The sequence below is a fragment of the Rhodoferax sp. GT1R46 genome (assembly GCF_056521285.1).
This window is the reverse complement of sequence record NZ_JBWMBC010000001.1, coordinates 61,407-82,882: the sequence shown is the minus strand read 5'-3', so window position 1 is coordinate 82,882 and position 21,476 is coordinate 61,407. Positions and strand designations below refer to the sequence as shown.

Genomic DNA, 21,476 nt, shown 5'->3' with positions numbered 1-21,476 from the left:
ACGTCAGGGCTTGATGAGCTCACTCAATTCCAGTGTGAGGCCGGTTGCCCCCACACTCACTGGACCTGTTTGCCCCGAAATATCACCCGCTTGGGGTTGCGCGTTGCCGCTCTTGCTGATGCGTGCACCCACGATGATCTTCTTGGCAGTTGCCAGGCTGGCTGCTGGCGACATGGACATGCTGTCATCCAGCGTGAACTGAATCGGCAAGTCGCGCACCTGCTTTCGCAAGATGGCCAGCGGCATGCGTGATCCCTCAGCAGCACGCGCAAAGACGAAAACCGTATCGTCGGGATTGGCCTGGCTTCTGAGTGTGGAGGCGATGGTGACCGTGCCACTGACGGTTGCTGCGACCTTCGGACTGGCTGTTTCAGCCTTCTTTTCAACGGCAGGAAGACCCGCCAATTCACGCGCCTGCGTCAGGCTGGATGCCACCTGCTGCACCATCGGGTTGTCTGCTGGCCCAAAGTCAACCACCTGCTGCCAGAACTGCACGGCTTTTTTGTAGTCCTTGCGTTCAAACGCTTCCGACCCTGCAAGCGACAGCGCCTTCACGTTGTGCGGTTCCAGTTTGACTGCCCGTTCAATCCACTTCAGGGGTTCGCCCGCCAGATTACGATCGTTCTTGACCGCCAGCGAGTCGGCGTAGTCCGCAAGAAGATTCGCATCGTCCTTGCGCAAGGCGATCGCTTTTTCGTAGGCCAACAACGCTTCTGGATGCCGCCCCAGCACACTGTAGGAGCGCGCCAACATGGCCCAGCCTTCCGCGTCTTGTGGCATGTCTTTCAGACGTGCGGACAGCTTCTCGACCATGGCGGCAACCTGGTCCGAGTTGGTGCCATGCGGCGCATTGTCTGCAGTAGTGCCGCTTTCATCCCCCGTCGCCACGTTGGATGTGGAACCCAATTGGGTCGGAGAACCCGTCCACCAATAGCCTGCGCCGGCGATCACCACCACCACCGCTGCGAGCACTGCCACCAGACGGCGGGAGGACGCCGGCGCAGCAACCTTGCCATTCAGGACCAGATCGACAAGACGTCGCTCCAGCAAGGCCTTGCTTTCTTCATACGAGGCCGCAGGCAATGCTCCGCTTGCATGCAACTCCTGAAGTTGCAGCAACTGGCGCTTGATATTTGCGATGGTGTCGTTCATTGTGGCTTCTCGGGTTCATCAGGATCAAAACGGTCGGGTGGCATTCGGCTGCGACGGCGCAGCACCAGAAAAAGTGTGACCACCCCGCCAATCAAAAGCAATCCTGGGCCGTACCATAACAATGCGGTGCTGCCCTTGAGTGGTGGCCGGTACAACACAAAGTCACCGTAGCGAGCAGTCATGTAATCAATAATTTGCTGGTTACTGTCACCGCGCTGCAGCATCTCCCGAACCTGTCTGCGCAGGTCGACGGCAAGCTCCGCGTGCGAATCGGCAATCGTCTGATTCTGGCAAACGAGGCAACGCAACTCGGAAGTGATACTGACCATGCGTGCTTCGAGAACAGGGTCATCTACCGCCGGTGCAGCCTCTTTGGCAAACACGCTACTCACACCTATCACCAGCCAAAGAATCACGAGGAGTCTAGCCATTGAGTTGCCTCACCAAGGGTTCGATACGGGTTTTTATCACTTCAGGAGTGAGCGCACCAATATGCTTGAAACGCACGATACCCTGCTGATCCATGATGAACGTTTCAGGCACGCCATACACGCCAAAATCAATTCCCACGCGGCCATCGTTGTCGAACAGGGATGCGTCGTATGGGTTGCCAAAATTGGAGAGCCACCGCCGGCCAGCCGCGCGCTCATCCTTGTAATTCAGGCCATAGATAGGGAGCAGTTTCTCCCGGGCGAATGCCACCAGGAGAGGGTGCTCTTCCCGGCAGGCAACACACCATGACGCCCACACGTTGAGCATCCAGACTTTGCCCAGAAGGTCATCCCGCCGAATGATCTGCTCAGGGTTGTCCAGGCGGGTGAGCGAAAAGCCTGGTGACGGCTTTCCTATTAAGGGCGAAGGCACCTCTTTGGGATCCAGCTTGAGCCCTACCGCCATAAAAACCACCAAGCCCAGAAAGATGCCCAGTGGTATTAAAAATCGCAGGTATTTCATCAAGCGGCTCCCACGGCGTTCGAGTCCGCCAAAAGTGCCTCACGACGTTGCTTATTGCGATACCGGCGGTCGGACACGGCCACCAGCCCGCCCAGAGCCATCAGCATGCAGCCACCCCAAACCCAGTCAACGAAGGGCTTGACATACACCCGCACAATCCAGGCTCCTGACTCCGTTGGCTCCCCCAGGGAAACATACAGATCCCGCGTCAAGCCCACCGCGATGGCCGCTTCGGTCATGGGGTTTTGCTGCACACGGTAGACGCGCTTCTCCGGGCGCATGTCAGTCAGCTTCTTGCCGTTGTGGGTCACTTCAATCAGACCCTGAACAGCGCTGTAGTTCGGGCCGGTGATTTCGCGTGTTCCCCGAAAGTTGAAGGTATAGCCTTTGACGGTAGTGGTGTCGCCGATGTTCATTTGAACGTCGCGCTCAACCTCATAGGCCTTGACCATCACAACGCCAAAGCAGAAAACCGCCACACCCAGATGCGCCAGCATCATGCCCACGGTGGCACGGGGGAGCTGGCGAAGTTTGCGAGCCGCTTCCAGCCAGGACTTGCCGTTGGGTTGAATGCGTTCCCAGAGATCAACCACCAACGAGGCGACGATCCAGTAGGCCATGACCAATCCGAACGTAGCAACCAGCCGGACCTCTCCAGCAATCCAGCCCGTCAGCAGCGAGGCCAGGATGGCAACTCCCATGGCCCAGCGCAAGCGCCTTACCAACGGGGGAATTTCTGCTGCCTTCCAGCGGGCCAGAGGCCCGACGCCCATCAGAAAAATCAGGGGAGCCATCAGCGGCATGAAGACCGTATCAAAGTAGGGAGGGCCCACAGAGATCTTGCCCATACCCAAGGCATCCAGCAGCAGCGGATACAGGGTTCCCAACAATACAGCGGATGCCGCAACCATGAGGAGCACATTGTTTCCCAGCAGCAAAGACTCCTTCGAAAAAACGGCAAACCGTGCGCCCAAACCCACACTGGGTGCGCGCCAGGCGTACAAAGCCAGCGAAGCGCCGATCACCAGCGTCAGGAACACAAGGATGAACAAGCCCCGTTTGGGATCGGTGGCAAAGGCGTGGACGGACGAAAGGACCCCTGACCGGACAATGAAGGTGCCCAACAATGAAAGCGAAAAGGCCAGAATAGCGAGCAAGACCGTCCACGATTTGAAACTGCCGCGCTTCTCTGTGACAGCAAGAGAATGGATCAGGGCGGTGCCGACCAGCCAGGGCATGAACGACGCATTCTCAACAGGGTCCCAAAACCACCAACCTCCCCAGCCCAGTTCATAGTAGGCCCATGAACTGCCCAATGCGATGCCGATGGTGAGAAACATCCATGCGACAGTGGTCCAGGGGCGCGTCCACCGCGCCCAGTTGGCGTCGAGGTTGCCACCAATCAGCGCCGCGATGGCGAACGCAAAAGCCACCGAGAACCCCACATAGCCCATATACAGCAGTGGGGGGTGCGTAACCATGCCCATATCCTGCAATAGAGGGTTCAGGTCGCGTCCGTCCGCAGGTACGGGAAACAGCCGATCAAACGGGTTCGACGTCACCAGCATGAACAGAAGAAAGCCTACCGCAATCAAACCCATGACGGACAGGATGCGCGCAAGCACGGGTTGCGGCAAATGGGCGCTGAACCGGGCCACCGCCACCATCCAGACACACAGCATCAGGACCCATAGCAGGAGGGAGCCTTCATGGCCGCCCCAGACTCCGGCAATGCGGTACTGCAACGGCAGCGCCGTATTGGAGTTGGATGCTACGTACAGCACGGAGAAGTCGTGGCGAATGAACGACAGGACGAGACAGCCAAAAGCCAATACAACAAGACTGAAGAGCAAGACAGTAAATGGACGTGCGATCGCCATCCAGCTGTCATTGCCCCGCGCGGCACCAACCATTGGCACGATGCCAAGAACCACCGCTACGCCAAGGGCAAGCCACAGGGAAAAGTGGCCAATTTCAGGAATCATTATTTTTTCTCCATCACGATGGATGCTGCAGTTTTTTCGTTGGCCTTGGCGGCCTGTTTGAGCGCTTCAACCGCCTCTGGAGGCATGTAGTTTTCATCGTGCTTGGCCAGAACCTCTTTGGCCTCGAACTGGCCGTTGCGCAACTGCCCTTGCGCAACGACACCCTTGCCTTCCTTGAACAGGTCCGGCAGGATGCCCTCAAATTGCACGGGAACGGACTTCGCGGTATCGGTCACCACAAAATGAACCATGGTCCCTTCGCGCTTCACGCTACCGGCAACCACCAATCCACCCAAACGGAAAGTGCGGGCGTTGGGAGCCTCATTCGAAGCGATTTGTGATGGGGTGTAGAAAAAGACCAGATTGCTCTGAAAAGCACTCAGGACCAATGCAGCGACCGCACCCAGTACGGCCAACACGCCTGCGGCTATTGCGATGCGTTTGTGACGCGGTTTCATTCAGTTGTCCTCTTGGGTGATTTGATTGACCTGGCGCAGGGCCTGGCGATTTCTCCGCGTAACCATCAGAGGCTCCAGCATCATCAACATTGCAGTAACACCGTAGGACCCCCACACATAGAGCCCGTATCCGCCCATCGAAAAAAACTCACTCGCATTGTTCCAGTTCATTTCTTTATCGCCCGGTTGGTTTGTGCCAAAGCCTGAACCCAGGTTGCCTTTTCTTCGCGTTCCAGAACAATGGCACGCGTTCTGCTGAAGACGACGGCGAAGGCATAGGCCCAGAAAGCAAGGGTCATCAGCAGCATGGATGTGAGCATCGTGCTGGCCATCTTGGGCGCAGCAGTCATGCTGATGGTGGCACCCTGGTGCAGGGTGTTCCACCAGCGCACCGAAAAGTAAATGATGGGTACATTGATGGCCCCAATAAGCGCCAGCAGCGCACCCGCATGGTCGGCCCGGCGAACATCATCGATTGACTCGAGAAGTGCCATGTAACCGAGATACAAAAATAGCAGAATGAGTTCCGACGTCAGGCGGGCATCCCACACCCACCAGGCACCCCATGTGGGCTTCCCCCAGAATGCACCCGTCCACAGCGCCACAAAAGTGAACATCGCGCCAGTCGGCGCCAGTGCACGCGCGACCATCGACGCCAATCGCGCGTTGAAGGCCCACCCCACCACGGCCCAGCCCGCCATAACAAGGTACAACACCATGGACATCCAGGCGGCAGGAACATGGATGAAGATGATGCGATACGCATTGCCCTGGGTTGCGTCCACAGGGGCCACGAAAAACCCCGTATACAAGCCGACAATGGCCAACACTGCCGCCAATCCATAGAGCCACGGAATACACCAACCGGCCAACACATAGAACCGCGAAGGGGCTGCAAAGGTAAAAAATCGGATGGATGTCTTCATGCAGAAATACGCAAAGCCGCGGCAGTAGCGAACGGAGCGCCCAGCGCGGTCAAAAGCAATAGCGCTCCCAGTAAATAAAGATGTCCGTGCGGGTCCAAACCTACGTCCACAGCCGATACCGCGCCCGCACCAAAAATCAGCACAGGAATGCACAAGGGCAGAACCAGCAACAGAATGAGTACCGCACCATTGCGAAGACCCAGAGTAAGCGCCGCACCCACGCCACCCATCAGACTGAGAGTGGGTGTTCCCAGCAACAGTCCCAGCATCAGCACACCAATGGATGACACCTGCATGCCAAACAGCAGCCCAAACACCGGCACCACCAGAATGAGGGGCACCCCGGTCATCACCCAGTGTGCGACCACTTTGGCCGCAGCAACCGCAACCGGCAAGGGCTCGCACAGAAGCATTTGTTCCAGCGAACCATCTGCGTAATCACCGGCATACATGCCATTGAGGGACAACATGGCTGACAACAATGCGCACACCCAAACGATTCCTGGTGCGATTTGTCGCAGGGTCGTCGGTTCAGGCCCCACCCCTAGGGGAAACAGACTACAGGCAACCACAAAAAAAGCGATGGGCAACAGCGCCTCGGTCGGCCGACGCCGCGCCAGTTGCAGATCGCGTCTCACTATTGCCATGAAGCCATGGTGGTTCATTGCATGCCCACTTTATCCAGATCCAGCACCGCAACGTTTGCGTCGTCCAGATGGATGGGAATATGACTTGTCAAAATTAAGCTTCCCTTACGAGCCAGATGCTCGTGCATCAATGCATGGACGCTTGCCATACCTTGAGAGTCCAGCGATTCAAATGGTTCATCCAACACCCACAGCGAAGGCGCATCCTCCAAAGCCAGACGGGACAGGGCCACCCGCCTGCGCTGTCCCTGCGACAGGGTACGAACCGGCTGATGCCGGCGCTGGTGGATTGCAAGCCGACGCATCGCAGCAACAAGCTGTTCTGTTGAACGGTTACAACCGGCTAGTTGGGCCAGGAATTGCAGTGATTCCAAGGCCGTAAGGTCTTCCTTCAACGCGTTGGAATGACCCAAATACAGCCGTCGGCGGGGTTCTTCAGCGAGTCCGTGTGCCCATGAAACGGTGCCCTCATCCGGGCGCGCCAGTTCGACCAACAGCCGCAACAGGCTTGTTTTCCCGCGGCCATTTTGACCCCGCAACCACAGCATCTGGCCGGGCCGGATTTCAAAACTCAAGTTCCGAAACAGCCATTCGTCTCCGCGGCGATAGCCGAGTTGCTCAACCTTTAACAAGGCCGCGGCATCCGCATCAAAAATCAAAACGCCCACCGACATAGTAAAACATCCGCTCTGATGCCTCGTTGCGGGTCGGGCCTTTGGTATCGGCAATTTCAACGGACAATTCGGTCTCGAGAGACACCTGCTTGAGGATACGGTAGGTCATGCGTATACCCGGTGTCCATCGGTTCATTTTGTTACCCAGATTGTCCGTTTGAGTGTAGTAGCGCAAGGAAGGCTCCACCTGCCATTCTTCGTTGATACCCGTCAGGTTGTTATAGGACAAAAGAGTTCCGTTATACGTGGGTCCCGTCAGAAAACTCGCGTTGAAGACATGGGTATCTCGCGCCGAATACAAATTTGAACCAATCAGTTGCAATCCGACACTCCAGAGATCGCCCGTGCTGGCTTGTCCGGTCGGCAAAATCACCGCCACAGGCGCAATGGCATCCACGTTTGTGTAGTTGATGTTGGCGCCAGCCTGCCAATTGGCGGCGATTGGTGTTGTGAAGCCCACCATGCCCTGCGTCTGAAAAGACGTGATGCCATTCACGCGATCGCGCAGCAGATCAATCGGCGTGGTGGCCAGCAACTCCTGAATCGTTTTGGCTGGAGCTGGCGCCAGTGGATCCTGAAAAAACAGAATGTTACCAAGTGAGCGCACGGGCGTTGCCCGTCGATCCAGAAGGAAGTTGAACACCGTCGTGTCGGGAAACTGCCACGAGCCTTGAACGGTGGCAATATTCAGGCCCTGAAGCACCTGATCGTAGTCCAGTTGGCCAGACAACGCGATGCCCTCATTGAAGTAACGCAACTCGGTGCCCACCGCACTGCGGTCAATTTCGCCGTCAATCGTTTGCTGATTGACGTAGGCGCTACCACTCATGTGCTGCGTCAACGCGTCTGCATCAACCCACGCTCCATAAAAATTCCGGCGGGTGTCCAGCAGCGCATCGGTTGGCACGCCGTAGACCGCGTTGACTTTCCATTTGGGTGCAAAGGTGTAACCCACCTGCGCGCCATCAAAACGGTAGAGTACTCCTCCGCCCGTTGGTGACTGGCGACCTACCTTGAAACTGGTTCCATTGGTAAAGGACCGCTGATCAAAATACAGTGCAGACAAGCGGTTTTTGCTGGGACGGTTGGGCAGGAGGTCTGCACTGTACGTGTCCCGCACCACAAACCGCATGTCTTTTTCGGCATCGCGGTACCGCCAGTTAAGGTCTACATTGGTCTGGACCTGTTTCTGATCAACGGCAGACAAATTGCTTTCCGACTGCAGCACCGGCAAGCCCCCAACGGGAGAATCTACAAAATCCTGGGAGCGCGTCTGTGACTGGCCACCGTAATAAAAAACCGAGACCGAACCACTGGTGGTTGACGTGGGCTCCGCCGCTGTACGTACTTTGCTGGTGGAGGTCACAGCAGGAATGTTTACCAAATACTGGCGAATCTGGTCACTATCAGCGCCTGCGGGGTAAAGCTGCAGGAAGGTTTCGAACTCACCGCGCGCTCGCTGGTTGTCTCCGGCTTTCAATCGGGTCAATCCAATTTGCTCCTGCGCCTTGCGCGACAACGCGTTGGGCGGCAAGTTAAGCAGCGTGTCCAGTGCGGTGATGGCGTCCTGATAGTCACCGCGATCAATGGCCGCTTCTGCAGATGCCATCAGCCTGGCAGCACTTGCCTGAACTTCGGGCGCCGAAGCAATCGATGTGGCGGGTTGTCCCGGGTCGGCAGCCGTCACAACCGACGGAGACGGCTGGGGGACCGGTTCCTGACGCAACGGCACTACGGACGCGCCGGGAAACCGTTTGAGCAGAATTCTTTGCGCCTTTTCAGCTTCTTCCAAAGTAGCAAAGTAACCCAGATTGATGTCGTAAAGGGATTTGCCGTCAGCGACCCGCCGGGAAGTGAAGACTTCGCTGTCCTGCAGGGCAGAGGGTATCGACCCTTTGAGTTGATCACCTGGATCAACTGAACTTTGCAGAATGATGGCAAAGCGCTTGCTCTCATCCAGTGCGTTCTTCACCGGTTGCGCCGCGCTCACCGAGGAGCCCAATCCTTCCAGCACAATTTCCAGGCTTTCCTTGGTCCGTCCGGCACGCACCTTGAAGCGCGTGGCGTCACTGAAACGAACCAGCAATTTGCGCTTGTACAAGTCGTCACGGGAAATCGCTTCGTCAGTGATCGTGATTTCTGGCAGGCCTCGGCCTCCAGCCACGCGCCGCTCGCCTGAGACCGTCAGCACCGCTTGATCGTTTGGCTGGATATTGTAGAAAATCTGAACCAGATCGCCCGACTTTGCAGCGACGGATCGCTGAAATTGAACCGACGAGATAAAACGGATTTGTATCAAGGCATTGGCGCCTTCACGCCTGACCTCAACGTTATCGATCAACTGGGCTTGGGCCATGGACGCAACGCAAAGTTGCGCACAGATCGCCATGGGCCAAAGAATACTTTTTGATTTCATAGAAAAGGTTTTCACTCAAAGTGCGCGGACCGCTGGCTTAGTTCCACTTGGTGTAACTGCTACCCGTATTCCCCAGGGGACGATGGCATCCCGATTGGGAACAATCCGTGGGGGCGGGCGTTCTGTTCCGGTGGTTGAGGGCCATCTTGTCTGCAGTGCCGAGGTAGCTGGTTCCCGTTTGATGGCAGGACTTGCACCAACCGGCACCGTTGCCCATGCTGCTGTTATGGTCCGTTCGCGCTGTGGTCCAGCTCGTCGTACTGGAATGACAGGCTTTGCAATCCATCGCGGCTCCGTTTAACAACTGCGCTTCGGGAATGTGGTTTACCGGTTTGGCCAATGCGCCCTGGGCTCCAGCTGACAGATAGCTACCGTTATGACAAGACTTGCACGTGGCAGTTGCCACCACCGTGTGGCTCATGGTTACAGCAGCAGCAAAACTCACCTGCGACTTGTGGCATGAGTCGCACTTGGCCGTACCTGCCGGTACCGGTATATGGGTAGCAGGTTTGGACACCGCACTGGTGCTGCCATTGTGGCAGGTGTCGCAGGTACCCGTACCCACCGCATTGGCTGCTGAGTGGGTGTACTGCACGCTCAGCCAGCTACTGGTTGAGCGATGGCAGCTTTCGCAATTTCCCGTGATCGTCGTGTGGGTCGATGTGGCAGGCTTGCTGGTCAAGCCGTACGCACCGCTCAAATGGCAAGTGGCACATTGCGTGGCAATCGATACATTTCTATGGAAGGCACCCGGGAACCAGCTGGCGTAGCCCGCCTTGTGGCAACTATCGCAGTTGGTAATTGCAACTCCACTCAGCGCAGTGTACGGAATGTGATTCACGGGTTTGCCATCCGCAGGTGCATAGGCACCGCTGTGGCAGGTTGCGCATTGATTAGTAACCGGCATCTGGCTGTGATTCCACTTCGTCGGTCGCCATCCGGTAACACTATGGCAGCTCACGCAATTCACGGTAGTCGGAATATGTGATCCGGTCTTGCCCGTGGCCGCACTGCCGTTATGGCAGCTGGAACAATTGGTAGCCGCCGTAAACAGACTGTGATCGACTTTGGTGCCCAACCAAGTGCTGGTCGATTTATGGCAGCTCTCGCAAACCGTCTGGCCATTGTGAATAGCGGTCGCAGGCCGACCTGTTGCCCCATAGCTGGTGCTCATGTGGCAGGTCGCGCACTGCGTCGAAACGGAGACATTGCTATGAAATCGCCCAGGATTCCAGCTTGCGTAACCAGCCTTGTGGCAGCTATCGCAATTGGTGATGGCCACACCGCTGAGTGCCACGTACGGAATATGGTTGACCGGCTTGCCGTCCGCCGGCGGATAGGCGCCACTGTGGCAGGTGGAGCACTGGTTGGTTACCGGCATTTGGCTGTGATTCCACTTGGTGGGCTTCCATGCCGTGACGCTATGGCAACTCACACAATTCACGCTGGTAGGGATATGCGTGGCCGTTTTACCGGTAGCGGCGCTCCCGTTGTGACACGTAGAGCAGGTGGTCGCTGCCGTGAATAACGAATGGTCAGGCTTGGAGCCCAGCCACGTGCTGGTCGATTTGTGGCAGCTTTCGCAAACCGTCTGGCCATTGTGAATAGCGGTCGCGGGCCGGCCCGTTGCGCCATAGCTGGTGCTCATGTGGCACGTCGCGCATTGCGTGGAAACCGACACATTGGTGTGGAACTGTCCTGGGTTCCAGCTGGCGTAGCCGCCTTTATGGCAGCTGTCACAGTTGGTGATGGCCACTCCACTCAGTGACGTGTACGGAATGTGATTCGCCGTTTTGCCGTCCGCCGGAGGGAATGCGCCGCTGTGGCAGGTAGAACACTGGTTGACAACGGTCACTTGGGTGTGATTCCACTTGGTCGGCTTCCAGGAGGCCGTACTGTGGCAGCTCACACAGTTCACGCTGGTGGGGATGTGCGCGGCCGTTTTACCTGTCGCGGCGCTCCCGTTGTGGCAACTCGAACAGTTCGTAGCCGCGGTGAACAGGCTGTGATCGGGTTTGGAGCCGAGCCACGTGCTGGTCGATTTATGGCAGCTTTCACAAACCGTCTGGCCATTGTGAATAGCGGTCGCAGGCCGGCCTGTTGCCCCATAACTGGTGCTCATGTGGCAGGTCGCGCATTGCGTGGTCACCGATACGTTGGTGTGGAACTGCCCTGGGTTCCAGCTGGCGTAGCCCCCTTTATGGCAACTGTCACAGTTGGAGATAGAAACACCACTTAGTGATTTGTACGGTATGTGATTGACGGTCGGTCCATCGGCGGGCGGAAAACCACCGCTGTGGCAGGTGGAACATTGATTGGCTACCGCCATCTGGCTGTGGTTCCAGCTTGTGGGTTTCCACGCCGTTGTGCTGTGGCAACTGATGCAGTTCACCGCCGTCGGGATATGGGTTCCCGTCTTGCCGGTCGCCCCACTGCCGTTGTGGCAACTGGAGCAGTTGGTGGCGGAAGTAAACAGACTGTGGTCAGGCTTGGACGCCGACCAGATGCTGGTGGATTTGTGGCAGCTTTCGCACGAAGACTGGCCGCTGTGGATGGCGGTAGCCGGGCGACCGGTCACGCCAAAGCTGGTGCTCATGTGGCAGGTGGAACATTGGCCAGACACGGCGACATTGCTGTGAAACTGTCCTGGATTCCAGCTCGCATACCCGCCCTTGTGACAAGAATCGCAATTGGCTACGGAGACTCCGCTCAAGGATTTGTAGGGAATATGGTTAGCCGTGGGCCCGTCTGCCGGTGGAAAGCTGCCGCTATGGCAGGTGGCGCACTGGTTGGCAACCGGCATCTGGCTGTGGTTCCAGGCCGTAGGTTTCCAGCCGTTGGTGCTATGGCAGCTGATGCAGTTAACCGCCGTGGGAATATGGGTTGCAGCTTTGCCCGTGGCAGAACTGCCGTTGTGGCAGCTTGCGCAGTTGGTTGCAGCAGTCATTCCACTGTGATCCATGCCCGTCGCAGGCAACCAACCCGAAGTCTTGTGACAGGTACTGCAAGCTGCCTGTGTCGGTATGTGTCCGGAGGGTTTGCCAGTCGTGGTGGAGCCATTGTGGCAACTTGCACACGAACTGGGTGTTACACCCAAGTGGTCAAACTTCGCGCCTGTAAACGTAATGGTGGAGTGGCAGCTTTCGCAACCCAACTGGGTCTGAAAGTGACTTGCAGGTTTGACTACATTGGCCTTCGACAGGCGAGCCCCGTTCACGTGACAACTGGCGCAATCCCTGGGAGTGCCTTTGAAAACACCTGCAATGTGGCAGGACTCGCAACGGGCGTTCGCATGAAAACCGGTGAGTAAAAATCCCGTTTTGACGTGGTCAAAATTCTTGGTATTGCTTTGCGCCCACAGTGATGTGCTGCCCAAGGCCAGAACAAGAGAAAAAAGTATCCCGACAATGGAACGCAAAAAACCAGACCGGGCCAGTTCTCTATTCATGGGACACCTCCAACAGCAAGTGAGCTTTGCGCCGCAAAGGTGGTTCCACCAGAAAGAACCGGGCCGCTCACCCGGTTCTTGAGTTTCTTCCAGGATTCAGACCCGTGACATTGTTCGCAACGGGTTCCAAACTGGCCATCGTGCACATCATCCGTGCGGTGGCAGGCGATGCAGGCACTGCCGACAACCGCTGCATTTTTTCCCTTCGGAGCGGTTTCCTTGTGACAGCTTTCACAGGCAACCTTGCGGTGCGCACCATCCAGTCGATAAGTCGACCGGCGATCGTGATCAAAGTCCCAAATGGACCACGCACGGGTGTTGTGGCAGGTTTCGCAGCGCATTCCGAATCTTTGTTTGTGTTTGTCTTTATTCTCGTGGCAGGAGAAACAGTCCTTTGGTGCATCCTTGTAACGAGTTGTTTCGTGGCACCCTTTGCACGGGGTGGAGGTGTGCCGCCCCGTAAGGGGAAAGCGCGATAGCGCATGGTCAAACTGCGTCGTTTTCCAGGATTTGTCGCTGTGGCATTGGTCGCACTTGGCGCCTTGCTGGCCTTCGTGCTTGTCGTCCTTTTTGTGGCAACTCAGACAATCCAGCGGGGTTTGCCGGAAGCTGCGCACATCTTTGTGACAGGCAACGCATTTGATTTTCGACTCCGCATGCCCATTTCGCAGCTGGAATTTGGTTCGGTCATGGTTAAAACGACCAGCCGTGGTTTTCCAGTCGCGTTCAACATGGCAATCTGCACATTTTTCACCCAGGTTGCCCATATGCTTGTCGTCTTTCTTGTGGCAGCTGAAGCAATCCTTGGGCGCCTCTTTGAACATGGCACTCTTGTGGCAATCCTTGCATTCGACTTTTGCGTGTTTTCCCAGCAAGGGAAAGGTAGTGGCCTCATGGTCAAACTTCGGCGACTCTTTCCAATTGCGTTCCGTGTGGCAGCTGCCGCAATCCTTACCCAGTGATTCTTTGTGCTTGTCATCCTTCTTGTGGCAGGCATAGCACTCCTGGCTCAGCTTCACCCGGTAAATCGGGCCCGTGTGACAGTCACCGCAGGATGTGCTGCGGTGCTTTCCGCGCAGAGCGTAGCGGGTGTCCGCATCGTGGGTGAAGCTGGAAGACTTCCAGAGCTTGGCGCTGTGGCAGGTCTCGCACTTGTCACCAAACTGGCCTTTGTGGCCCTTTTGGTCATCGTCCTTGCGGTGACAGGCAACACAGGTGCGCGGGGTGTCCTTGAAGTTGTTGTTCTTGTGGCAGTCAGTGCATTTGATGTCGCTGTGTTTTCCGGTCAGCGCAAAGCGTGTCTTGTCATGGTCAAACTTGGCCTCCTTCCAGCTGTTTTCGCCGTGGCAATCGGCGCATTTCGCTCCCAGCGACCCCTTGTGTACGTCATCTTTGCGGTGGCAGGCATTGCATTCCAGTGGCGCGTCCCGGTATTTTTTCCCGGACAAGTGGCATTTCTCACATTCCACTTTCTGGTGCTTGGAGCGCAGTGAAAAGTCGGTCAGGGCGTGATCAAAGTTCTTCTTGTCCAGATCGATGATTCGTGCATCTCTGCCTTTGTGGTCGGTGTGGCAGGTGCGGCATGCCTGAGGCTTGCTTTTTCCATGGAAACCGTTTTTGGTACGAACGTCCGCGCCGACGTCCTTGTGGCAATCCATGCAAAGCCCGTCCTGCGCCTTTCGGTCGAACTTGGTGTGGCACTGCTTGCACTCATCTTCCAGCTTGGCGTGTCCCTGGATCAGTTTCCCGGGGTTGATGATGGATTCGATACCCTGGGCCTGCGCAGCCAATGGAGCACAGAGCAATAGCGCAAGGTAAAAGCCGCTGAGCAAAACTTGCGAAAGGCGACTGCGAGCGTCCCCGGCCCACGCCACCCATTTAGTAGGCATGCACTGCGAAGACATGCACGATAGCGCTGACAACCAGCAAGTAAACAAAGGGAATATGCGCCACATGCCAAAGCGAAAACAAGCGCTCATACGCGGTGTACTGTGCGACTCTGACCACGGCATTGAGATACTTGCGAACGAGTCTTCGCGCCAGACGTTCACGGCGAACCAGGTCCTCCGGCTTCCATCGAGAGTGGGATGCCAAACGCCGCATGGGATCCTGTAGCGCCGCCGCGCACTGCCGGTAGACGAGCCACTGCTTCAGCGGCAGCCAGAACACTTGCCTGAAATACGTGAGCCAGCCGGGTTGGGCTTTGAGCTCGACTTGTTCAAATGCCTTCAGATAGGCCTCCACCTTCGGGGCGAATGAAAGCCGCGAGCGCACGTCCTCCTGATCCAGACCTGCGCGATTTTGAAGTTCTTTGAGACCCACCTGCTCACCACGCAAACCCCGGTGCACCCGCGCGTAAATGAATCGGCCGACCACACCGCTCAGTGCCACGATGATCATGCTGTACAGGGCAACAGCGGCGTTCAGGGAGCCAACGCGAAAAGTTGAGTGCAACAGAATCAGCAGGGGGCCGCCCACGCCCAGAATCATGTGAACCAGAAACCACCACTTCACCCGACCCCAGTTTTGGGTAAATCGGAAGTGCTTGCGCAGCGGGTAGCTAAATAGCAGCAGCATCATGGTCCCGCCAGCAACGCCGAGCCAGTAGCCCAAGTCGTCGCCCGCTTCAAAATACCCTTGACGGCTGATTTGCCATACCGACCAAACCAATGCGGTAAGAACGAGATAAACCACGGTGTCGCCAGCGAGCAGGCGGGCGTTTGGTCGTTCGGATGCTGTAAGGGCGGCTTTTTCCACGTGCAATGGGCTCTCAACGGATGGGAATCTGCTCTGGGCAGCGTCTTTACATTTTAAATGGGGCAATCTGGTCTGCCCGCCTGTTGACCGTAAGCGTGTGTAACCCATGGCGCGAAACGCGAGCAGAGTTGCCGTGACGGGCAGCCTGCCGACTCGTTGGCCCTGCGCGCCCGGTAAAATGTGGCAAACAGGCTCCCACAGGTATCTTCCATGAATATTTTCCGCCGCCCCGACTACCAATCTGAAGTCACCCAGTTCATCGACAAGCTCAAGGTCGCCGCGCCAGAACTGGAAGCGCAGCAGCGCCAGGGTCGCAACTTGCTGTGGGACAAAAGCGTGGACCGTTCAGCCTGGAAGGACTACCGCACTGCCGAGGTCGCGCAAAAACCGTACGTCTACCAGACCAACAATAAATAAGTGCCAAATACGTCTCTAGCCCCCGTATCCATTGCGTAGTCAGCTATTAATTTAGTAGCGCCTTCATGACGCAAAACTCCGCAGATGCGGCGCTCACGGATCCACTGATACCGGTCTTGCCCGCCATGCCCCAGGTGGTGGACCAGGTGGCTCTGGCACGGCTGTATGGCGAACCGCTGTTTGCCATGCCGCAGGACCTGTACATCCCGCCGGATGCGCTGGAGGTGTTTCTGGAGGCCTTCGAGGGGCCTCTGGACTTGTTGCTGTACCTGATCCGCAAGCAGAATTTCAACATTCTGGACATTCCCATGCTCAGCGTGACCAAGCAGTATCTGGTCTATGTCGAGCAGATCCGCAAACGCAACCTGGAGCTGGCCGCCGAATATCTGCTGATGGCGGCCATGCTGATCGAGATCAAATCCCGCATGCTGTTGCCACCCAAAAAGGTAGCCGAAGGCGAAGAAGCGGAAGACCCTCGCGCTGAACTGGTGCGCCGACTGATTGAATACGAGCAGATGAAACTGGCGGCAGCCCGGCTCAACGCCCTGCCCCAGTTTGGCCGGGACTTTCTGAAGGCCGAGGTCTATATTGAGCAATCCCTGCAGCCGCGCTTTCCCGAGGTGGAACTGACAGACCTGCAGGACGCTTGGCGCGACATCCTCAAACGTGCCAAATTGATACAGCACCACAAAATCACTCGGGAAGAACTCTCGGTGCGCGAGCACATGGGCATGGTGCTCAAAAAATTGCAGGGTCGACGCTTTGTGGGGTTCGAAGATTTGTTTGACCCCGCCAGTGGCGCGCCCGTGTTGGTGGTAACGTTTATTGCGCTGCTCGAACTGGCCAAAGAAACCCTGATCGAGATCACCCAGGCCGAAGCTTTTGCGCCCATTTACGTGCGTCTGGCTTATTCCCCCACTTAAGGAGTCCACCCCTATGGCACAAGAATCTGACAGCGCCGTTTCGGCCCAACACGCAACGCCGTACGGCACGCTGCCTCCTGCGTCCCCCATGCCCAGCCGCAAACCCATGAGCCTGCCGCGCCTGCTGGAAATGCGTGCCCGGGGCGACAAAATCACCATGATCACCGCTTACGATGCCACGTTTGCTGCGGTGGCCGACGCGGCCGGTATTGAAAGCATTCTGGTCGGCGATTCACTGGGCATGGTGTGCCAAGGCTTGCACACCACGGTGGGCGTCACGCTGGAACACATGCGCTACCACACTGAAATGGTGTCGCGCGGCCTGCGCCGGGCCCAAGCCACAGCCTGGCTCATTGGCGACCTGCCATTTGGTGCCTACCAGGAATCCAGGGAACAGGCGATACGCAGTGCCTCCGTACTGATGCAGGCTGGCGCGCACATGGTCAAGCTCGAAGGTGGCGGCTGGACGACCGAAACCGTGCGCTTTCTGGTGGAGCGAGGCATTCCGGTGTGCGCGCATTTGGGATTGACACCCCAGACCGTGCATTCGCTGGGTGGCTATCGGGTACAGGGCAAGACCCAGGCCAGCGCAGAATTGCTCAAACGCGAGGCGCACGCGCTACAGGATGCAGGAGCCAGCATGCTGGTGCTGGAAATGGTGCCAGCACCCCTCTCACGTGAACTGACCGAGGAGCTCACCCAGTGCGCCACCATCGGCATTGGCGCAGGCAAAGGAACAGCCGGTCAGGTACTGGTGATGCACGACATGCTGGGTCTGAATCTGGGCAAGAACCCCAAGTTCGTGCGAAATTTCATGGATGACGCCAACAGCGTGCGTGCGGCTTTTGAAGCGTATGTGGCCGCCGTGAAGAATGGCAGCTTCCCTGACGACGCCTTGCACGCCTGGTAAAAACATTGACGGTCATCTGCGGCTAACAAAAGAATCCCCATGCATCTCGTACACACTTTGGCAGATCTTCGCAGCCACCTGAGTGCCTTTCGCCACCCTTCGGTGGTTCCCACCATGGGCAACCTGCACGCCGGGCACCTGGCGCTGGTGCGGCAAGCCAAACCACTGGGCGACATCACGGTTTCCACCATTTTTGTGAACCGCCTGCAGTTTGCGCCGCACGAAGACTTTGACACCTACCCCCGCACGCTGGACGCTGACTGCCAGCAACTGGAGGCAGCCGGTTGTGACCTGGTTTTCGCCCCACTGGAAGCGGAAATGTACCCCCAGCCGCAAACCTTCAAGGTGCATCCTCCGACCGAATTGGCCGACATCCTCGAAGGTCACTTTCGGCCCGGTTTCTTTATTGGCGTGTGCACGGTGGTACTGAAGCTGTTGTCTTGCACCCAGGCACGTACCGCCCTGTTTGGCAAGAAGGACTACCAGCAGCTCATGGTGATCCGCAACATGGTCAAGCAATTTGCCATGCCGGTCAACATTGTGGGCGGGGAAACCCAACGCAGTGACGATGGTCTGGCTTTGTCCTCGCGCAATGGCTATCTCAACCCGGCCGAGCGGGCGCAGGCCGTGCAACTGTCAGCCACGCTGAAAACGGTGGCCCATACCTTAAGGGAAGGGCAAGCACTGGGCTCGGCAGACATCAGCCGTCTGGAGTCACAAGCCATGCAGACACTCAGCAGTGCGGGGTGGAAACCCGACTACGTGGCCGTGCGTCGCCAGATCGACCTGCAAACACCCCAACCCGGAGACGCCGTGGTCGTGCTCGCGGCGGCACGGCTGGGCGCTACCCGCCTGATTGACAACCTGGAAATCTGAACGGTCTAAAGAAACCGGTCCAATATCTTGCGACTCTGCGGATTGAGCGTCCGGTGGTCGCGAACCAGAAACTGTATTCCATGGGAATCAGCCACTAGCAGGCTGCCTTCGGTGCCGACGCGGCGGATATCCTCATCGCCCCGCAACACAAACTCGGTAACACCCCGGTCGGTTTCCACCTTCCAGGTGCACGGCGTCGAAAAGCTAGTCACCGACACTATTTCCAGGATGACCGGCATGAATTCGCGGGTTGCCAACTCGTCGGCGATCAGGGAACGCTCGGGCTCATCCACCGCATCCAGCCGGTCCAGCCACGCCACTTCCTTGCCATCCAGGTTCACCAGCGCAATGCCGTCGTCGGGCGATTGGACCGGGAAAGCCCGGATGGGGACCACACTGTCAAATTGCTCACCCAAAGCGGTAGTCAGCACCAATTTGCCAAAAGCATTGCGCTGCAGCGTGACTCCAGCGGCCTTCAGGGGGTCAGTAGCGTTCATTCTTTGTCATCCATGTCAACATCCATATTGCGGGCCTGCGCCTGGTACAGATTGAAATAAGCGCCTTCTTTGACCATCAGGGCGTCGTGGGAGCCTTCTTCGACTACGCGACCCCGGTCCAGGACCACCAAGCGGTCCGCCCGGTGCAGGGTGGAAAGCCGGTGGGCAATCGCAATGGTGGTGCGGCCTTGCACCAGATTCTCCAGTGCCTTCTGAATCTCTTTTTCGGTCTCGGAGTCGACCGACGACGTGGCCTCGTCGAGTATCAGGATACGGGGGTCGATCAGCAGCGCCCGGGCAATGGAGATGCGCTGGCGCTCGCCGCCCGACAAACCCTGACCCCGCTCGCCCACCATCGAGTCATAGCCTTGCGGGAGCCGCAAAATGAATTCATGGGCATGGGCCGCTCTGGCGGAGCTGATGATTTCGGCACGGGTCGCATGGGGTTTGCCATAAGCGATGTTCTCGGCGATGGTGCCAAAAAACAGAAAAGGCTCCTGCAACACCAACCCAATGTTCCTGCGGTAGTCAGAGATCGCATAGGAACGGATGTCCACCCCATCCACCTTGATGGAGCCCTCCGATACATCGTAAAACCGGCAAATCAGATTCACCAGTGTGCTCTTGCCCGAGCCGCTATGGCCAACCAGACCAATCATTTCGCCCGGTTCGATGGTCAGGTTGATGCCGCGGTTAACCTCCCGGTTGCCGTAGCGAAAACCTACGTCGCGCACTTCAATGCGGCCTTGCACCTTGTCGACATGAACGGGGTGGGCTGGTTGGGGCACGCTGGAGACATGGTCCAGAATGTCGAAAATACGCTTGGCGGCGGATGCCGATTTTTGCGTCACCGACACGATGCGGCTCATGGAATCCAGACGGCCGTAGAAGCGGCTGATGTAGGCAACAAACGCACTCAGGACACCCACGGTGATCTCGCCGCGCGACACCTGCCAGATACCGAAAGCCCATACGACCAACAAGCCGAGCTCCGTAAGCAAGGACACGCTGGGCGAAAAAAGTGACCATATCTTGTTGATGCGGTCATTGACCAGCAGGTTATGCCGGTTGGCCTCGCGGAACCGGCTGGCCTCACGTTGCTCCTGCGCAAAGGCCTTGACCACACGAATTCCGGGAATCGTGTCGGCCAGCACATTGGTCACCTCGCCCCACACGCGGTCAATTTTTGCGAACCCGGTCGCCAGGCGGTGGCGCACAAACTGAATCATCCAGACAATGAAGGGCAAGGGCACCAGCGTCACCAGAGCCAGCCATGGATTGATGGAAAACAGGATGACGGCCGTCATCAGGATCATGATCACGTCAGACGCAAAATCCAGGAGGTGCAAGGACAGAAACACGCAGATGCGGTCACTCTCGCTGCCAATGCGTGACATCAAATCCCCGGTGCGCTTGCCACCAAAATATTCCAGCGACAAACGCATCAAATGCTCATAGGTGGCGGTGCGCAAATCAGCACCAATGCGCTCGGACACCAAGGCAAGAATGTAGGTCTTGGCCCAGCTAAGGCCCCATGCCAGCAAGGCGGAGCCCAGCAAGCCCAACAAATACAGCGCCACAATATTGGGGTCGATGTGCTGACCGTTCTGGAACGGAATGAGTACCTCATCCATCAGCGGCATGGCCAGATAGGGAGGCACCAGGTTTGCCGCAGTACCCAGGAGTGTGAGCACAAAACCGGCCAGCAACTGCCACTGGTAGGGCTTGGCAAAACGCCACAGGCGCAGCAGGTTCCAGGTAGAAGGCGGCGTGTGGACCACCTTGGTACAAATGGGACACTCTTCCTGGCCCGGTTCCAGCGGTGCCTTGCAACTCGGGCACACATTGAGTGACGTGAGTACAACCGGTTGGCCGCTGACGAGACTTTTCAGGTGCCTCTGAAACTGGTCAACCAACCGGATCGCCTGCAGGTTTTGCCCCAGAGTAAAACGCCAGGTCCCCAGCAAGCCATGCCCATTGACCAAATCCAGGTGCCCCACGCCGGCATGATCATGGTGTTTCAGGACCAGATCGGGCTGAAAACTCCAGTGCAGCCACTCGGTTCCGCCCCCGGCCCGGCTCAGCAAACGCATGTTGGTTACAACAACCAGACCTTTTACAAAATTGAGATGGGTGTCAAGGTCAACCTCCAGGGTTGCCAAAACGTTTTCTTGCGAACGCAGCTGTGTTTGCACATCGGCACGCCACGACGGAGAAATATCGCCAAATTGGGGGGGTGCAGCGAGAGCTTCAGAGGTCATTGGAAACGGCAGGTATTTTTTTGTTACTTTGGCACTCAGGCTCCGAGCGAGCATGCTACTACCAGCGCCATACTTTACGATACACGTCTTGGAGACTGAGCGCCTGACTCAAATTGGGCCAAGGTGAACCAGTTTATATAACGCGGTCAGCGCCACAATGGTGGACTGTCCAACC

21 protein-coding genes and 1 pseudogene are annotated in these 21,476 nt (G+C 57.3%); 6 read left to right on the top strand and 16 right to left on the bottom strand.

The window, feature by feature from the left end:
* Positions 1-3: 3 nt before the first annotated feature.
* From ccmI to AC097W_RS00355, 11 genes are read right to left on the bottom strand one after another with little or no spacing between them, the layout of a single operon-like run.
* Entirely contained in the window at positions 4-1,152 is a 1,149-nt protein-coding gene (ccmI, locus tag AC097W_RS00405; protein WP_479600274.1) for a c-type cytochrome biogenesis protein CcmI, read from the bottom strand.
* Positions 1,149-1,583: a cytochrome c-type biogenesis protein gene (locus tag AC097W_RS00400; RefSeq protein ID WP_479600273.1), complete on the bottom strand. Its 435-nt coding sequence runs from the start codon at positions 1,581-1,583 to the stop codon at positions 1,149-1,151. Before AC097W_RS00400 ends, ccmI begins: the two co-directional genes overlap by 4 nt.
* Positions 1,576-2,106 (bottom strand): DsbE family thiol:disulfide interchange protein, encoded by a 531-nt coding sequence (locus AC097W_RS00395; RefSeq protein ID WP_479600272.1) that lies wholly within the window; start codon positions 2,104-2,106, stop codon positions 1,576-1,578. The genes AC097W_RS00400 and AC097W_RS00395 overlap by 8 nt, the downstream gene beginning before the upstream one ends.
* Positions 2,106-4,091, bottom strand: coding sequence for a heme lyase CcmF/NrfE family subunit (locus tag AC097W_RS00390; RefSeq protein WP_479600271.1), 1,986 nt, complete (start codon positions 4,089-4,091; stop codon positions 2,106-2,108). Before AC097W_RS00390 ends, AC097W_RS00395 begins: the two co-directional genes overlap by 1 nt.
* The gene (gene ccmE / locus AC097W_RS00385) at positions 4,091-4,549 is read right to left on the bottom strand and encodes a cytochrome c maturation protein CcmE (protein WP_479600270.1); all 459 of its coding nucleotides are present in this window, start codon (positions 4,547-4,549) and stop codon (positions 4,091-4,093) included. The genes AC097W_RS00390 and ccmE overlap by 1 nt, the downstream gene beginning before the upstream one ends.
* Positions 4,550-4,720 (bottom strand): heme exporter protein CcmD, encoded by a 171-nt coding sequence (gene ccmD, locus AC097W_RS00380; RefSeq protein ID WP_479600269.1) that lies wholly within the window; start codon positions 4,718-4,720, stop codon positions 4,550-4,552.
* The gene (gene ccmC, locus AC097W_RS00375; protein WP_479600268.1) at positions 4,717-5,475 is read right to left on the bottom strand and encodes a heme ABC transporter permease CcmC; all 759 of its coding nucleotides are present in this window, start codon (positions 5,473-5,475) and stop codon (positions 4,717-4,719) included. Before ccmC ends, ccmD begins: the two co-directional genes overlap by 4 nt.
* Positions 5,472-6,122, bottom strand: a complete 651-nt coding sequence (gene ccmB, locus AC097W_RS00370; protein ID WP_479600267.1) for a heme exporter protein CcmB — start codon at positions 6,120-6,122, stop codon at positions 5,472-5,474. The genes ccmC and ccmB overlap by 4 nt, the downstream gene beginning before the upstream one ends.
* A gap of 14 nt (positions 6,123-6,136) precedes the next feature.
* Positions 6,137-6,796, bottom strand: coding sequence for a cytochrome c biogenesis heme-transporting ATPase CcmA (ccmA, locus tag AC097W_RS00365; protein WP_479600266.1), 660 nt, complete (start codon positions 6,794-6,796; stop codon positions 6,137-6,139).
* Positions 6,771-9,212, bottom strand: a complete 2,442-nt coding sequence (locus tag AC097W_RS00360) for a hypothetical protein (protein WP_479600265.1) — start codon at positions 9,210-9,212, stop codon at positions 6,771-6,773. The genes ccmA and AC097W_RS00360 overlap by 26 nt, the downstream gene beginning before the upstream one ends.
* Before the next feature lie 37 nt (positions 9,213-9,249).
* Positions 9,250-11,604, bottom strand: a complete 2,355-nt coding sequence (locus AC097W_RS00355; protein ID WP_479601270.1) for a cytochrome c3 family protein — start codon at positions 11,602-11,604, stop codon at positions 9,250-9,252.
* On the opposite strand from AC097W_RS00355, the gene AC097W_RS00350 reads away from it, so the two are divergent.
* The gene (locus tag AC097W_RS00350; RefSeq protein ID WP_479601314.1) at positions 11,528-11,851 is read left to right on the top strand and encodes a hypothetical protein; all 324 of its coding nucleotides are present in this window, start codon (positions 11,528-11,530) and stop codon (positions 11,849-11,851) included. The genes AC097W_RS00355 and AC097W_RS00350 overlap by 77 nt on opposite strands.
* Before the next feature lie 17 nt (positions 11,852-11,868).
* On the opposite strand, the pseudogene AC097W_RS00345 reads toward AC097W_RS00350, so the two are convergent.
* Positions 11,869-12,015: pseudogene (locus AC097W_RS00345) on the bottom strand (hypothetical protein); the annotation flags it as partial.
* Here AC097W_RS00345 and AC097W_RS00340 point away from each other — a divergent pair.
* Complete coding sequence (locus AC097W_RS00340) at positions 11,951-12,169, top strand: hypothetical protein (protein ID WP_479601312.1); 219 nt, start codon at positions 11,951-11,953, stop codon at positions 12,167-12,169. The pseudogene AC097W_RS00345 and the gene AC097W_RS00340 overlap by 65 nt on opposite strands.
* A 487-nt stretch (positions 12,170-12,656) precedes the next feature.
* On the opposite strand, the gene AC097W_RS00335 is transcribed toward AC097W_RS00340, so the two are convergent.
* The gene (locus tag AC097W_RS00335) at positions 12,657-14,549 is read right to left on the bottom strand and encodes a cytochrome c3 family protein (RefSeq protein ID WP_479600264.1); all 1,893 of its coding nucleotides are present in this window, start codon (positions 14,547-14,549) and stop codon (positions 12,657-12,659) included.
* Positions 14,539-15,417: a hypothetical protein gene (locus AC097W_RS00330; RefSeq protein WP_479600263.1), complete on the bottom strand. Its 879-nt coding sequence runs from the start codon at positions 15,415-15,417 to the stop codon at positions 14,539-14,541. Before AC097W_RS00330 ends, AC097W_RS00335 begins: the two co-directional genes overlap by 11 nt.
* Before the next feature lie 210 nt (positions 15,418-15,627).
* On the opposite strand from AC097W_RS00330, the gene AC097W_RS00325 reads away from it, so the two are divergent.
* From AC097W_RS00325 to panC, 4 genes are all read left to right on the top strand, one after another.
* Positions 15,628-15,834, top strand: a complete 207-nt coding sequence (locus AC097W_RS00325) for a DUF3460 family protein (RefSeq protein WP_479600262.1) — start codon at positions 15,628-15,630, stop codon at positions 15,832-15,834.
* A gap of 65 nt (positions 15,835-15,899) precedes the next feature.
* Positions 15,900-16,757, top strand: coding sequence for a segregation and condensation protein A (locus AC097W_RS00320; RefSeq protein WP_479600261.1), 858 nt, complete (start codon positions 15,900-15,902; stop codon positions 16,755-16,757).
* A 13-nt stretch (positions 16,758-16,770) separates the two neighbouring features.
* Complete coding sequence (gene panB, locus AC097W_RS00315) at positions 16,771-17,667, top strand: 3-methyl-2-oxobutanoate hydroxymethyltransferase (protein ID WP_479600260.1); 897 nt, start codon at positions 16,771-16,773, stop codon at positions 17,665-17,667.
* 39 nt (positions 17,668-17,706) lie between these two features.
* Positions 17,707-18,543 carry a pantoate--beta-alanine ligase gene (gene panC / locus AC097W_RS00310; RefSeq protein ID WP_479600259.1) on the top strand — a complete coding sequence of 279 codons (837 nt, stop codon included), beginning with the start codon at positions 17,707-17,709 and terminating at the stop codon, positions 18,541-18,543.
* A gap of 5 nt (positions 18,544-18,548) precedes the next feature.
* On the opposite strand, the gene AC097W_RS00305 is transcribed toward panC, so the two are convergent.
* Together AC097W_RS00305 and AC097W_RS00300 are read right to left on the bottom strand one after the other, a co-directional pair.
* On the bottom strand, positions 18,549-19,040 hold the full coding sequence (locus tag AC097W_RS00305) for a cyanophycin metabolism-associated DUF1854 family protein (protein ID WP_479600258.1): 492 nt from the start codon (positions 19,038-19,040) through the stop codon (positions 18,549-18,551).
* A complete protein-coding gene (locus AC097W_RS00300) occupies positions 19,037-21,301 on the bottom strand; it encodes a cyanophycin metabolism-associated ABC transporter (RefSeq protein ID WP_479600257.1) in 2,265 nt (754 codons plus the stop codon). Before AC097W_RS00300 ends, AC097W_RS00305 begins: the two co-directional genes overlap by 4 nt.
* Positions 21,302-21,476 lie beyond the last annotated feature (175 nt).